The sequence below is a fragment of the Nocardia sp. CA-136227 genome (assembly GCF_050955695.1).
Lineage (GTDB): Bacteria > Actinomycetota > Actinomycetes > Mycobacteriales > Mycobacteriaceae > Nocardia.
Window position 1 is genome coordinate 2,664,869 of record NZ_CP192081.1, and the last position, 12,887, is coordinate 2,677,755.

The 12,887-nt window shown below is 68.6% G+C and carries 11 protein-coding genes and 2 pseudogenes; 7 read left to right on the forward strand and 6 right to left on the reverse strand.

Annotated elements, in window-relative coordinates; genetic code table 11:
- Positions 1 to 33 precede the first annotated feature (33 nt).
- Together ACQP06_RS12215 and ACQP06_RS12220 are read left to right on the forward strand one after the other, a co-directional pair.
- Positions 34 to 951, forward strand: a complete 918-nt coding sequence (locus ACQP06_RS12215) for a pyridoxamine 5'-phosphate oxidase family protein (RefSeq protein WP_433672328.1) — start codon at positions 34 to 36, stop codon at positions 949 to 951.
- A gap of 35 nt (positions 952 to 986) precedes the next feature.
- Positions 987 to 1,439, forward strand: a complete 453-nt coding sequence (locus tag ACQP06_RS12220) for a nuclear transport factor 2 family protein (protein ID WP_433672329.1) — start codon at positions 987 to 989, stop codon at positions 1,437 to 1,439.
- A 3-nt stretch (positions 1,440 to 1,442) separates the two neighbouring features.
- Here ACQP06_RS12220 and ACQP06_RS12225 read toward each other — a convergent pair whose 3' ends face one another.
- Positions 1,443 to 2,840 (reverse strand): MFS transporter, encoded by a 1,398-nt coding sequence (locus ACQP06_RS12225; RefSeq protein ID WP_433672330.1) that lies wholly within the window; start codon positions 2,838 to 2,840, stop codon positions 1,443 to 1,445.
- 95 nt (positions 2,841 to 2,935) lie between these two features.
- Here ACQP06_RS12225 and ACQP06_RS12230 point away from each other — a divergent pair, with 95 nt between their 5' ends.
- From ACQP06_RS12230 to ACQP06_RS12245, 4 genes and pseudogenes are all read left to right on the forward strand, one after another.
- Entirely contained in the window at positions 2,936 to 3,958 is a 1,023-nt protein-coding gene (locus ACQP06_RS12230) for an Lrp/AsnC family transcriptional regulator (RefSeq protein ID WP_433672331.1), read from the forward strand.
- Between the two features lie 171 nt (positions 3,959 to 4,129).
- Positions 4,130 to 5,164 (forward strand): recombinase RecA, encoded by a 1,035-nt coding sequence (gene recA / locus ACQP06_RS12235; protein WP_433672332.1) that lies wholly within the window; start codon positions 4,130 to 4,132, stop codon positions 5,162 to 5,164.
- Positions 5,165 to 6,371: 1,207 nt separating this feature from the next.
- Positions 6,372 to 6,800 (forward strand): annotated as a pseudogene (locus ACQP06_RS12240) (regulatory protein RecX); the annotation flags it as partial.
- A gap of 369 nt (positions 6,801 to 7,169) precedes the next feature.
- A pseudogene (locus ACQP06_RS12245) lies at positions 7,170 to 7,343 on the forward strand (recombination regulator RecX); the annotation flags it as partial.
- A 51-nt stretch (positions 7,344 to 7,394) separates the two neighbouring features.
- Here ACQP06_RS12245 and ACQP06_RS12250 read toward each other — a convergent pair.
- The 5 genes from ACQP06_RS12250 to ACQP06_RS12270 all read right to left on the reverse strand — a co-directional run bounded on the left by ACQP06_RS12250 (position 7,395) and on the right by ACQP06_RS12270 (position 10,993).
- Positions 7,395 to 7,670 (reverse strand): hypothetical protein, encoded by a 276-nt coding sequence (locus ACQP06_RS12250; RefSeq protein WP_433672333.1) that lies wholly within the window; start codon positions 7,668 to 7,670, stop codon positions 7,395 to 7,397.
- 59 nt (positions 7,671 to 7,729) lie between these two features.
- On the reverse strand, positions 7,730 to 8,641 hold the full coding sequence (locus tag ACQP06_RS12255) for an amino acid ABC transporter permease (RefSeq protein ID WP_433672334.1): 912 nt from the start codon (positions 8,639 to 8,641) through the stop codon (positions 7,730 to 7,732).
- Positions 8,638 to 9,318, reverse strand: coding sequence for an amino acid ABC transporter permease (locus tag ACQP06_RS12260; RefSeq protein ID WP_357096646.1), 681 nt, complete (start codon positions 9,316 to 9,318; stop codon positions 8,638 to 8,640). The genes ACQP06_RS12255 and ACQP06_RS12260 overlap by 4 nt, the downstream gene beginning before the upstream one ends.
- Positions 9,319 to 9,400: 82 nt before the next feature.
- Positions 9,401 to 10,240, reverse strand: a complete 840-nt coding sequence (locus tag ACQP06_RS12265; protein WP_433672335.1) for a glutamate ABC transporter substrate-binding protein — start codon at positions 10,238 to 10,240, stop codon at positions 9,401 to 9,403.
- Positions 10,241 to 10,264: 24 nt separating this feature from the next.
- Positions 10,265 to 10,993, reverse strand: a complete 729-nt coding sequence (locus tag ACQP06_RS12270) for an amino acid ABC transporter ATP-binding protein (protein WP_357096756.1) — start codon at positions 10,991 to 10,993, stop codon at positions 10,265 to 10,267.
- A gap of 255 nt (positions 10,994 to 11,248) precedes the next feature.
- On the opposite strand from ACQP06_RS12270, the gene miaB reads away from it, so the two are divergent.
- The gene (gene miaB, locus ACQP06_RS12275) at positions 11,249 to 12,775 is read left to right on the forward strand and encodes a tRNA (N6-isopentenyl adenosine(37)-C2)-methylthiotransferase MiaB (RefSeq protein WP_433672336.1); all 1,527 of its coding nucleotides are present in this window, start codon (positions 11,249 to 11,251) and stop codon (positions 12,773 to 12,775) included.
- Positions 12,776 to 12,887 lie beyond the last annotated feature (112 nt).

Here is a 12,887-nt window from a genome sequence, read left to right on the forward strand (position 1 = left end):
GCCACCGAACCGAGCCCCCGAAGGGAGACGGACATGAACGACATACGGGTCCGGGACCTGCCCGGCGGGGTCGCCTATCACCCCGGGGAACTGGCGGTGCAGCGGCGGCTGGGCCAGGCCGACATCGCGCAGCGGGTCGGCCGGATGATCCGGCCCGACATTCCGGCCGCCGCCGCGCAATTCCTGGCCGAACAGCCGATGATCGTCCTGGCCGCCGCCGATGACGCGGGCCATATGTGGGCGGGCCAGCTGGCGGGGTCGCCCGGGTTCGTCCACGCCGCCGGCGAGCGCGTCATCGAGGTCGAGGCGACACCGGTGGCTGGTGACCCGCTGGCCGAATCGCTGCGCGGCACACGGCATGTCGGGATGATCGCCTTGCAGCCGCAGACGCGCCGTCGCATGCGGGTCAACGGGGTGGTCGCGCCCACCGCGACCGGACTACGCATCGACACCGAACAGGTGTATTCGAACTGCCCGAAGTACATTTCCCGTCGAGGGGTCGAGGAATGGATCGCGGGCGCGACGCCGGAGGTGCGCCGCGGCACGGAGTTGGATGCCGCTCAGCGGGAACTCGCCTCACGCGCCGACACCTTCTTCGTCGCATCCGCCGACGCCGACGGGCACGCCGACGCCTCCCATCGCGGCGGCAATCCCGGCTTCCTGCAGGTGCTTTCCCCGACCCGCCTGCGCTGGCCCGACTACCGTGGCAACTCCATGTTCATGACCCTCGGCAATATCGCCGCCGATCCGCGCTGCGGCCTGCTCGTGCCCGACTGGGGGACCGGGGCCACCCTGCAACTCACCGGAACCGCCGAGATCACGTGGGACGAGGCGGTTTTCACGCCCGGCGCGCAATGCGCCATCGATTTCACCGTCACCGAGGTCGTCGAGATCTCGGGCGCCACGCCCCTGCGCTGGACCGACCCCGAGCTATCGCCGGTCAACCCCTGACCCGCGATCCCCGTCAACCCGAAAGGCCCGCCGCCATGCGTCCTCCACTGCCGCCCTTCGACCTGGAATCCGCGAAGCAGAAGGTTCGCGCCGCCGAAAACGCCTGGAACACCCGCGATCCCGAGAAGGTCGCGCAGGCGTACACCGAGGATTCCGTCTGGCGCAACCGCGACGAATTCCTCACCGGCCACGCCGAGATCGTCGACTTCCTGAAGCGCAAATGGTCCACCGAGAACGGCTACGCCCTGCGCAAGGACCTGTGGACCTTCACCGAGAACCGCATCGCCGTCCGTTTCCAGTACGAATGGCACGACGACGAGGGCCGGTGGCATCGCAGCTACGGCAACGAACTCTGGGAGTTCGCGCCCGACGGCCGCATGTCGCGCCGCGAGGCCAGCATCAACGATGTGCCGATCGCCGAGTCCGAGCGCCGCATCTTCGGCCCGCGCACCGAGGAGGAGGACGACGCCCTCCTCCCTGTGCGCTAACGATCAGACCAGCGCGGGAGCGGGAGCCGGTTCGGTATCGCGTTCGTGGGTGCGGAAGAGCGCGAAAACCGCGACGCCACACACGATTCCGACGGCACTCGCCACCGCGACCGCCGAATCCAGACCCGTCACGAAGTGCGGCAGCGTCGGACGGCCGTCACCGGCGGCGCCGCGGAACACGGTGCCCAGCACCGCGACCCCGAGCGCCAGGCCCAGCTGCCGCGCGGTGTTCACCGCCCCGGCCGCCGTCCCGCTCTGCTGCGGCGGGACGGCGGCCATGCCCACGGCCACCAGCGGCGGGGCCATCACGCCGACGCCGGCGCCGATCACCAGCAGCCCGGGAACCGCGGCGGTCCAGGACGATCCGGCGTCGATCAGGGTGAGCAGCCCGCTGCCCACGCCGATCGTGAGCAGGCCGCCGCCGATCGACCACTTCGGCGACAGGTCGTGCAGCTGCCGGCCGAACACGCCCGACGTCAGGAAGGCGCTCACCGACATCGGCAGCAGCGACAGCCCGGCCCGCAGCGGAGTCAGGTGCAGTTGCTGCTGGAGCCACAGCGAGATCAGCGGGCTGGCCGCGAAGGCGGCGAAACTCATGCCGAGAGCGGCGATCAAGGTCGCGACCAAGCCGGTGTGACGCAGCAGGGTCAGCGGCAGCATCGGTGCGGCGCTGCGGGATTCGACGGCCAGGAACGCCAGCAGAGCTGCCGCACCGGCGATCAGGGCGGTCACCGCGCGGGCATCGGTCCAGCCGTGTTCACCGCCGCGAATGATGCCGTAGGTCACCGCGGTCGCCGCCAGCGCGAACGCCGCCATACCCGGCAGGTCCACACCACGATCGGCGCGGCGCGGCGACGGGCCGAAAGCGATGGCGGTCAAGGGAATCGTGATCGCCGCGATGGGCAGGTTCACGAAGAAGATCCACCGCCACGACAGCAGATCGGTCAGCACACCGCCCAGCACCACGCCGATACCCGCGGACGCGCCCGCCACCGCGCCCCACGCGCCGAACGCCACACCGCGCTCCTTGCCGGTGTAGGTGGCGTGCAACAGGGACAGCGTCGTCGCCAGCATGGCCGCGCCGCCGATGCCCTGCGCGGCGCGCGCGGCCACCAGCACCTCCGCGGACTGCGCGACACCGCAGGCCAGCGAGGCGGCCGCGAACAGGACCAGGCCCACCAGATAGGTGGGTTTCGCGCCGACCCGGTCGGCGAGCGAGCCCAGGACCAGCAACAGCGCGGCCAGGGCGAGAGCGTAACCGTCGACGACCCACTGCAATCCGGACAGGCCGGTGCCGAGATCGACGGCGATGTCGGGCAGGGCGACATTCACGATCGTGACGTCGATGAGAAGCATCAGCGTGCCCAGGCAGGCCGCGACGAGGGGGAGCCATTTCCGCATGGGAACCTCCAGGAGAACGAGCGATTTCGTCACCTAGACTGACCATGAAGGCCGGTTTCCCCTAGCCGTACCGGCTCTGGCGAAAGATTCCTCCCATGGATGCTGAACAAGCGGACGAATCCGCCGTTCTGGATACGCTCGACAAGCAGATCATCCACGGCCTGGTCACCGACGCGCGCATCCCGTTCGCCCGGCTCGGCGCGATCCTCGGCGTATCCGAACAGACCGTCGCCCGCCGCTACCGGTCGCTGCGGCGGCGCGGCATGCTCCACGTCGCCGGGCAGGTGAATACGGTGCCGCTCGGGCGCACCCGGTGGATCCTGCGCATGCGGACCCCGCCGAATCGGGCGGTCGCGCTGGCCGAGGCGCTCGCCCGGCAACCGGATGTGAGCTGGGTTTCCTTGCTGGCCACCGGATTCGAGGTCACCTGCGTGTGCCGGCCGCGATCGGTGGAGCGTCAGGACGAGCTGCTGTTGCGGATGATCCCGCGCGCCACGCAGGTGCTCGAGCTGACCGTGCACGAGGTGATGCGGCAGTTCCCGTTCGCCGAGGAGTGGCCGCGCTACAGCGGGCTGCTCACGGCCGGGCAGCTGCGTGAACTGGGGCCGCGGCCGCCCATGTGGGAGCCGCGGGGGCCGGAGAAATCGGTCCAGCTGTCGCGGGAGGACGAGGCGATGCTGGCCATCCTGGGGCGTGACGGGCGGGCCTCCTACGCGCAGATCGCCACCGCCACCGGGTGGAGTTCGAGCCGGGTGGCGCGGCGCATGAGCGAGCTCATCGAATCCGGGGTGCTGTACTTCGATCTCGACTTCGCCTTGGAGCGAATGGGTTACGTGTCGCGGGCCATGCTGTGGATGCGGGTGCGGCCCGGGGATCTGGAGGCGGTGGGCCGGGCCGTCGCCACGCACCCGGAGGTCGCCTTCGTCGCGGCGACGACAGGGACCGTGAACCTGGTGGCCGCGGTGGTGTGTCACGACACCGCGCATCTGTACCGGTACGTCACCGAGTCACTGGGGGTGCTGCCGGGGATCAACGATGTTCAGGTGCTGTCGGCGTTGCGGATGTTCAAGCAGTCGACGACGTTGTTGGATGACCGGAAGGTGGGGGTCGTGCCCTGAGCCCGGTCGGCTTGCCGATCGGTTGCTACCAGGTGTTTCGCGTGTCGTTCAGCGCGTCGCTTGCATCGAACACCTGTTCGTCTAAGCTCGTCGTCGGAAGTTGTCGGTGCCTCCCTCTAACGTGGGCGCCAACCACAGTATGAGACTCACCCGTTGAGAAGGGGACAGACGATGGCACCTCCGGCTTTCGATCGTGACAAGGCCCTCGAACTGGCGTTGGCGCAGATCGAGAAGGGTTTCGGTAAGGGCGCGGTCATGCGCCTGGGAGAAGAGGCGCGCCAGCCGATCGCGGTGATTCCCACCGGATCCATCGCGCTGGACGTCGCTCTCGGCATCGGCGGCCTGCCGCGCGGCCGCATCGTCGAGGTCTACGGCCCGGAATCCTCGGGTAAGACCACCGTCGCGCTGCACGCGGTCGCCAACGCGCAGGCCAACGGCGGTGTCGCGGCGTTCATCGACGCCGAGCACGCGCTCGATCCCGACTACGCCCGCAAGCTGGGTGTCGACACCGACGCGCTGCTGGTCTCCCAGCCCGACACCGGTGAGCAGGCGCTCGAGATCGCCGACATGCTGGTGCGTTCCGGCGCCATCGACATCATCGTCATCGACTCCGTCGCCGCCCTGGTGCCGCGCGCCGAGATCGAGGGCGAGATGGGTGACAGCCACGTCGGTCTGCAGGCCCGCCTGATGAGCCAGGCGCTGCGCAAGATGACCGGCGCCCTGAACAATTCGGGCACCACCGCCATCTTCATCAACCAGCTGCGCGAGAAGATCGGCGTCATGTTCGGCTCGCCGGAGACCACCACCGGTGGTAAGGCGCTGAAGTTCTACGCCTCGGTCCGCCTGGACGTGCGCCGCATCGAGACGTTGAAGGACGGCTCGGACGCGGTCGGTAACCGCACCCGCGTGAAGGTCGTCAAGAACAAGGTCTCGCCGCCGTTCAAGCAGGCCGAGTTCGACATCCTCTACGGTGTCGGCATCTCCAAGGAGGGCTCGATCATCGACATGGGTGTCGAGCAGGGCTTCATCCGCAAGTCCGGCTCCTGGTACACCTACGAGGGCGACCAGCTCGGCCAGGGCAAGGAGAACGCCCGCAAGTTCCTGCTCGAGAACACCGACGTCCGCGACGAGATCGAGAAGAAGATCAAGGAGAAGCTCGGCATCGGCGCGGACGTCACCGCCGAGGAAACCGCCGCCGACTTCTGACATGACCTCGCGGGATTCCGAAGGGCCCCGGCGCACCCCGCCGGGGCCCACCCCCCAATTGGACGCGGTGGAACGCCTCCGCCGCCAACTGGAATCCCGCGACGCCAAGTCCGCGCGCCGCGGATCCCGCCCTTCCGCCCCTCGCTCGTCCGAGCCGAGCCACGACCTCTTCGGCCGCGACTCCGCCGACCCCTACGCCTCCGGCGGCGGCTGGAACTACGGCCCCTCCGGCCGAGCCGACTCCTACCGCCCTCCCGCCGAACACAATCCAGCGGAGGGCCACTCCTCCACCTGGCGCACCACAGACGCATCCGACGCGGCCACCCCGCACCCGCCGGCCCACGAGACCGCCGACCGCGACCGTGAATCCGAGGCCCGCGACCGCGAATCTCCAGTCGGTTCAGCCGGCAACAAGTCCGCCGAGCACCACCCCTCGGACACCCACCGGACCACGGGACGTGCCGCCCAGACCGTGCCTGCATCCAACGGTGCAGGCCGTGAGTCGGTTCCGCCGACTCGGGCGACCGAGCCCGGATCCCTCAACGAGCCTGCCGCCCCTGTCTCCCGGGAGACGGCCACCTCGGCGACCAAGCTGTCGCCGATCGCGCGCACCGCTGTCGGTGGGGGAGAGTCGAATTCGGTCACCTGGGCTCCGGGCCACAAGCTGGCTGCGGCGCGGGCGGCCTTGGCCGAGGCCACCGCCATTGCCGCTGCGAACGCGGCGCAGGCTGCGGCGGATTCGGATCGGCGTCGTCGAGGCCGCCGTGCTGAGGCTGCGGCCTCGGCGGATCCGGACGGTACCGAGCATGACGATGCTGACCAGGGGAGTAGCCGTCGCACTGCACGTCGGGCCGGACGGAACTCGGTTTCGGCGGGGGCATATCCGGCCGATAGCGAGAATTCAGGTGCAGCGGGGTCGTATCCAGGTGATTGCGAGAGTTCGGTTGCGGGCGAGCCGTATCCCGATGACGATGAGACTTCCGGCCGGGCTGGTCGACGCGGGCGGCGTGGTGGTCGTCGGCACGGGGAGTATGGGGAACGGGATGGCAGAGATGCGGAACGGGCTGGGGTAGATGGTGCCGACTCCGACGATGACGGCAGTCGTCGCGGTCGGGGCGGCCGTCGTAGGCGACGAAGCGGGGCCGGTGAGGAGACTGCCGGACCGGGTGCTCCGGCGGGCGGCGGCACGGAAGCGCAGGCGAAGGATGTGTGTCTGCGGCTGCTGACCGATCGGGCTCGGAGCCGGTTCGAGTTGGCTGATCGGCTGGCGGACAAGGGATTCAATGCCGAGCTGGTGAAGCGGGTGCTCGATCGGCTGACCGAGGTCGGGCTGATCGATGACGCGGCGTTCGCCCAGCAGTGGGTGCATTCGCGCCACACCTACTCGGGCAAGGGCAAGAAGGTCCTCGCCGAGGAGTTGCGGCGCAAGGGAATCGCACCCGAACACGCGGAACCGGCCCTGGAGGCGATCACCCCCGCCGCCGAGCGGACTCGTGCGTCGGACCTGGTCCGCCGCAAAGCCGCGAATCTCTCCCCGGAACTCGACCGTGACAAGGCTGTCCGTCGCCTGGTCGCCATGCTGGCCCGCAAAGGCTACAACCCGGGCACCGCCTTCGACGTGGTGGCCACCGAACTCCCGCCCCAACCCACCTCTCGCCGCGCCGCCGCGTCCACGCCGACCGGCGACTCGAATTCCACTCACCCCCGCCGCGAATCCCCCTCCGGCGACGCCGAATCCGCAACCGAACTGATCCGCACCAAGCTCCGCACGCTCTCCCCAACCCTCGACCGCGAAACAGCCACCCGCCGCCTGGTCGGCCTCCTGGCCCGTCGCGGCTACGCCTCCGCCACCGCCTACAAGGTCGTGACCACGGAGTTGAACGCCGCCAACTTCGGCACCGATGCTCCCGATCGGACCGACCGGTCATCTGGAACAGCGTCCTCGCCTCGCCGTTCGAAGCTCTCGTCCCCGCCCCCTACCGACTCGGCCGAGGATGACGAGCAAGCCCGTGCCGCCGAATTGGTGCGTTCGAAAATTCGCACCCTGCCCCGAAACCTGGACCACGCCAAGGCCACCCAACGCCTGGTCGGCCTCCTGGCCCGGCGCGGCTTCAGCGCATCGACGGCCTACGCGGTGGTGAAAGCCGAACTGGCCGAGGCCGATCTCTCGGGCGACTGATCACAATCGCCGAGTGCTCACTCCGCCAGCGCGCGTAGTTAGGTCAGCAGGTCAGTGCAGGACCCCACCCGGGCGGCGGGTGGAGAGTGCGCGGCGCGCGTGCCGGTGTCCGGTGTGGCGGAACGGGCGCTGGGCGGCGAGGTGCGGGGACTCGGGCTCCGGAGGTTTCTCTCGGCGGGCGGCGCGGAGCCGGTGTGCGGCCGCGCGGGTGAGGTGGGCGCCGAGGATGGCGGCGAAGGTGGTGAGCCCCGCGAGGAGCGGGGCGAGCACCGTGGCCAGAAAGAGCCCGAAGACGAATTCTCTTCGAGCGCTGTCGTCTTCGGTCATGAAATTCAGTATGCGAGCTGGGGGAGCGGCTTGTCCGGCGGTCGGGCAAGCCGCACCGGTCAGTTCGGCGGTTTCTGCAGGGAAACGTCGGACACCATGGCGTCCATGCCGGGCGGGGCGGTGATGGTGCCCGCCGCGACCACGGCTCGGGAGCCGCGTTTGCGGGTGCGCAGCCACTTCTCGACGCGAGTGGCCAGCACGGTCAGCGTGTAGTTGAGAACGATCATGATGATGGCGATCACGATCAGCGACGGGATCGGGTTCTGCTGGGCGGCACCGAGTTGGGTGCCCGAGCGCACGATCTCGAGGTAGGTGATCTGGTAGCCGAGCGCGGAGTCCTTGAGCGCCACCACCATCTGCGAGATCAGCGCCGGCATCATGGCGGTGATCGCCTGCGGGAGCAGGATCGACACCATCACCTGGGTCTTGCGCATGCCCAGCGCCACGGCCGCCTCGGTCTGCCCCTTGGGCAGCGCGCGGATGCCCGAGCGCACGATCTCGGCGATGACCGACCCGTTGTAGACCGTCAGCGCCGTCACCACCGCCGCCAGCGCCAGCTGATCGGAGGGGAAGGCGTTCTGCTTGGCGAACAGGTAGTAGAGGAAGATCATCAGGACCAGCACGGGAATCGCCCGCGAGACCTCCACCACCACGGCCGCGAACCAGCGGATCGCCCGATGATCCGACATGCGCAGAATGCCGAACAGCATGCCCAGCACCAGCGCCAGCACGATGGACAGCGCCGCCGCCTCGAGCGTGCCGCGCAGACCCGGCAGCAGGTAGGTGCTCCACACCTGGCTCTCGGTGAACGGCTTCCACTTGGCTTCGGTGAACTGACCCTTGTCGGCGAGCCCGCGGTAGACGAACCACAACACCGCGGCGACGGCGGCGATCGCGATGACCGTATAGATCCGGTAGCGCACCCGGGCGCGGGGGCCGGGCGCGTCGTAGAGCACGGACGCCGCGGTCATCGCGCCACCTCGTATCGTTTGGCCAGCCAGCCGAAGAACAGGCCGGTCGGCAGGGTCAGGATCACGAACCCGAGCGCGAAGATGGCGCCGATATTGAGCACGGCCGCCTCGTTCTCGTTCATCTCCGCCATGAGCAGCGCCGCCTCGCCGACACCGATGGCCGAGGCGATGGTCGAGTTCTTGGTCAGGGCGATGAGCACGCTACCCAGCGGCGCGATGACCGCCCGGAAGGCCTGCGGCAGCACCACCATGCGCAGGTTCTGCCCGAAGGTGAACCCCAGCGAACGGCCCGCCTCCGACTGCCCGAACGGCACCGTGTTGATGCCCGCCCGCAGCGACTCGCAGACGAAAGCCGCCGTGTAGACGCTCAATCCGACGATCGCGAACCGGAAGTTGTTCTCGGAGATACTGTTCGGACCCTCCGCCGCGAGCCGCAGCCCGAGCGTGGAGTACAGGCCGATGGAGCAGAACACGATGATCAGCGTGAGCGGCGTGTTCCGGATGATGTTGACGTACAGCGTGCCGATCCAGCGCGCGATCGGAATCGGCGACACCCGCATGCCCGCGACGAGGGTGCCGAGAATCAGCGCCCAGAACCCCGAGTACAGCGTCAGTTTGATGGTCACCCAGAACGCGTCGAGCAGCTTGGTGTGATAGTTGGAGATCAAGTCGAACACGACTGCCCCATTCCTCCGATCGGAAAACGAAGCGTGCCAGGTGATTTCAGCAGCAGGAAATCACCCAGCACGAGTCCGCGAATCAGTACCGGTCGACCTTGGGCGGCTCCGGAACCTGGAATCCGGTGGCGCCGAACTCCTTCTCCAGCGCGGCCTTCCACGCCCCGGAGGCGATCATGGCGTCGATGGCGTCATTGATCTTGCCGCGCGATTCGGTGTCGCCCTTCTTCACGCCGATGCCGTACTTCTCGACGGTGAAGGTGTTGCCGACCACCTTGAGCGCGCCCGGCGACTGCGCCGCGTAACCGCGCAGGATGATGTCGTCGGTGGTGACCGCGTCGACTGCGCCGGACTTGAGCGCCTCCACACACAGCGAGTAGGTGTCGTACGTGATCAGCTGCACCTCATGGGCGGCGACGTACTTGTCCTTGATGTTCTGCGCCGGGGTGGAACCCTTCACCGAGCACAGCTTCTTGTTGCCGTTCAGCGAGTCCGGCCCGGTGATGTCGGTGTTGTCCGACCGCACCAGCAGCGACTGCCCGGTCTGGAAGTACGGGCCCGCGAAATCGACCTTCTCCTTGCGCTTGTCGGTGATCGAGTAGGTGGCGACGATGAAATCGACCTGCCCGTTCTCGATCAGCGTCTCGCGCTGCGCCGACGGCGACTCCTTGAAGGTGATGTTCTCCGCCTTCACGCCCAGCTTGTCGGCCACGTAGGTGGCGACGTCGACGTCGAAGCCGCTGAAGCTGCCGTCCTTGTTGTGCAGGCCCAGGCCCGGCTGGTCGTACTTGATGCCGATGGTGAGCTTGCCGTCGGCGGCGTGCTGGCTGGCGGTCTTGTTGCTGCCGCCGCCGCACGCGGTGACGGCGAGGGCCAGGGCAGCCACTCCGGCGGCGATCCTGAGCGCGGGGTTGATCCTCATCGAACGTCCTGTTCTCTTGTGGAGTCAGTGGGAGAGGATCTTGCCGAGGAAGTCCCTGGCGCGATCCGATTTCGGTGCGGTGAAGAAGGATTCGGGCTCGGTGTCCTCGACGATCTGCCCGTCGGCCATGAACAGCACCCGATTGCCGGCGCGGCGCGCGAAGCCCATCTCGTGCGTGACGACCAGCATGGTCATGCCGTCGCGGGCCAGCCCGACCATGACCTCGAGCACCTCGGACACCATTTCCGGGTCGAGTGCGGAGGTGGGCTCGTCGAACAGCATCACCTTCGGGCTCATGGCCAGCGCGCGGGCGATGGCCACGCGCTGCTGCTGTCCGCCGGAGAGCTGCGCCGGATACTTGTCGGCCTGATTGGCGATGCCGACCCGGTCGAGCAGCTCCAGCGCCCGGGCTCGCGCCTTGGCCTTGTCGGTGCGGCGCACCTTCACCGGCGCCAGCATCACATTGTCGAGAATTGTCTTGTGCGCGAACAGGTTGAACTGCTGGAACACCATGCCCACGTCGGCGCGCAGCTTGGCGAGGGCCTTGCCTTCCTCGGGCAGTTTCACCCCGTCGACGGCGATCTCACCGGAATCGATGGTCTCGAGCCGGTTGATGGTTCGGCACAACGTCGACTTGCCGGAGCCCGAGGGTCCCACCACGATCACGACCTGCCCCTTGGGCACTTCGAGATTGATGTCACGCAAGACGTGCAGCGAGCCGAAGTGCTTGTCCACATTCCGCATCGAGATCATCGGCGCGGGAGTGCTGATGGAATCGGCCACGTCGGTCATGACCAGTGACCCTAACCACCTTGCGCCCGAAATGCTCGTCTTTGCCGGTCCGGCCCGGGCTGTGCCGAGACTCGACACCCGCGCGTAACCAGCGATTGACGCCGCCGAGACCAGTCAGGCCGGTCGGGCGTTGATTCAGCGACAACTCCGCGACCATCGGTGGCCGTCGACCGATGGCGTTTATGGCCCGCGCGGGGCAGCTATTACCCTGGTTGAGTGAATTCCCCGGCCCGGACCTACGAGGTCCGCACCTACGGCTGCCAGATGAACGTGCACGACTCCGAGCGGCTCTCGGGTCTGCTCGAGGACGCCGGCTACGTCAAGGCCGTGGCCGGCGATACCGCTGACCTGGTCGTATTCAATACCTGCGCGGTGCGCGAGAACGCCGACAACAAGCTGTACGGCACCCTCGGCCACCTCGCGCCGATCAAGGCCGAACGCGAGGGCATGCAGATCGCGGTCGGCGGCTGCCTGGCGCAGAAGGACCGCGACACCGTGGTCAAGAAGGCGCCCTGGGTGGATGTGGTGTTCGGCACCCACAACATCGGCTCGCTGCCGGTGCTGCTGGAGCGGGCCCGCCACAACGAGCAGGCGCAGGTCGAGATCATCGAATCGCTCGAGGCGTTCCCGTCCACGCTGCCCGCCAAGCGCGAGTCCGCGTACGCGGGCTGGGTGTCGATCTCGGTGGGCTGCAACAACACCTGCACGTTCTGCATCGTTCCGGCGCTGCGCGGCAAGGAGGTCGACCGGCGGCCCGGCGACGTGCTCGCCGAGGTGCAGGCGCTCGTCGAGCAGGGCGTGCTCGAGGTGACGCTGCTGGGTCAGAACGTGAACTCCTACGGCGTCTCGTTCGCCGACCCCGAGGAGCCGCGCGACCGTGGCGCTTTCGCGAAGCTGCTGCGCGCCGCCGGCACCATCGAGGGCCTCGAGCGGATCCGCTTCACCTCCCCGCACCCGGCCGAGTTCACCGACGACGTGATCGAGGCCATGGCCGAGACCCCGAATGTCTGCCCGCAGCTGCACATGCCGCTGCAGTCCGGCTCGGACCGCGTGCTCAAGGCCATGCGCCGCTCCTACCGCAGCGCCAAGTTCCTCGGCATCATCGAGAAGGTGCGCGCCGCCATGCCGCACGCCGCCATCACCACCGACATCATCGTGGGCTTCCCCGGCGAGACCGAGGAGGACTTCCAGGCCACCCTGGACGTGGTGCGGCAGGCGCGGTTCACCAGCGCGTTCACCTTCCAGTACTCGATCCGCCCCGGCACCCCGGCCGCGACCATGCCCGACCAGCTGCCCAAGGAGGTCGTGCAGGAACGCTACGACCGGCTGATCGAGCTGCAGGAGCAGATCTCGCTGGAAGGCAATCAGGCGCTGGTCGGTTCGACCGTCGAGCTGCTGGTCGCCGAGGGCGCGGGCAAGAAGAACGACAGGACCGCCCGCATGTCCGGGCGCGCCCGCGACGGCCGCCTGGTCCACTTCCGCCCCACCGTGAACCCGGCTCCGGGCAGCGAGATCCGGCCCGGCGACATCATCACCATCGACGTCACCGGCGCGGCCCCGCACTACCTGATCGCCGACGGCGAGGTGCTGAGCCACCGCCGCACCCGCGCGGGCGACGCCCACGAGCAGGGCATCACCCCCAAGACCGCGCCCATCGGCGTCGGCCTGGGCCTGCCCAGCATCGGCGCGCCCGTGGTGGTCGAGACCGCCGCCGCGGGCTGCGGTTCCGCCTGCGGCGACTAGCGGACGCCGCCCGCGCGCGAGCCCGGGGCCGCCCGGGCGCCGCGAACCGTGGGTCGGCTGTCAACTACGCAGCGTCATAGGGCAGGATCGCGGGGGACGTGCGGTGGATCGC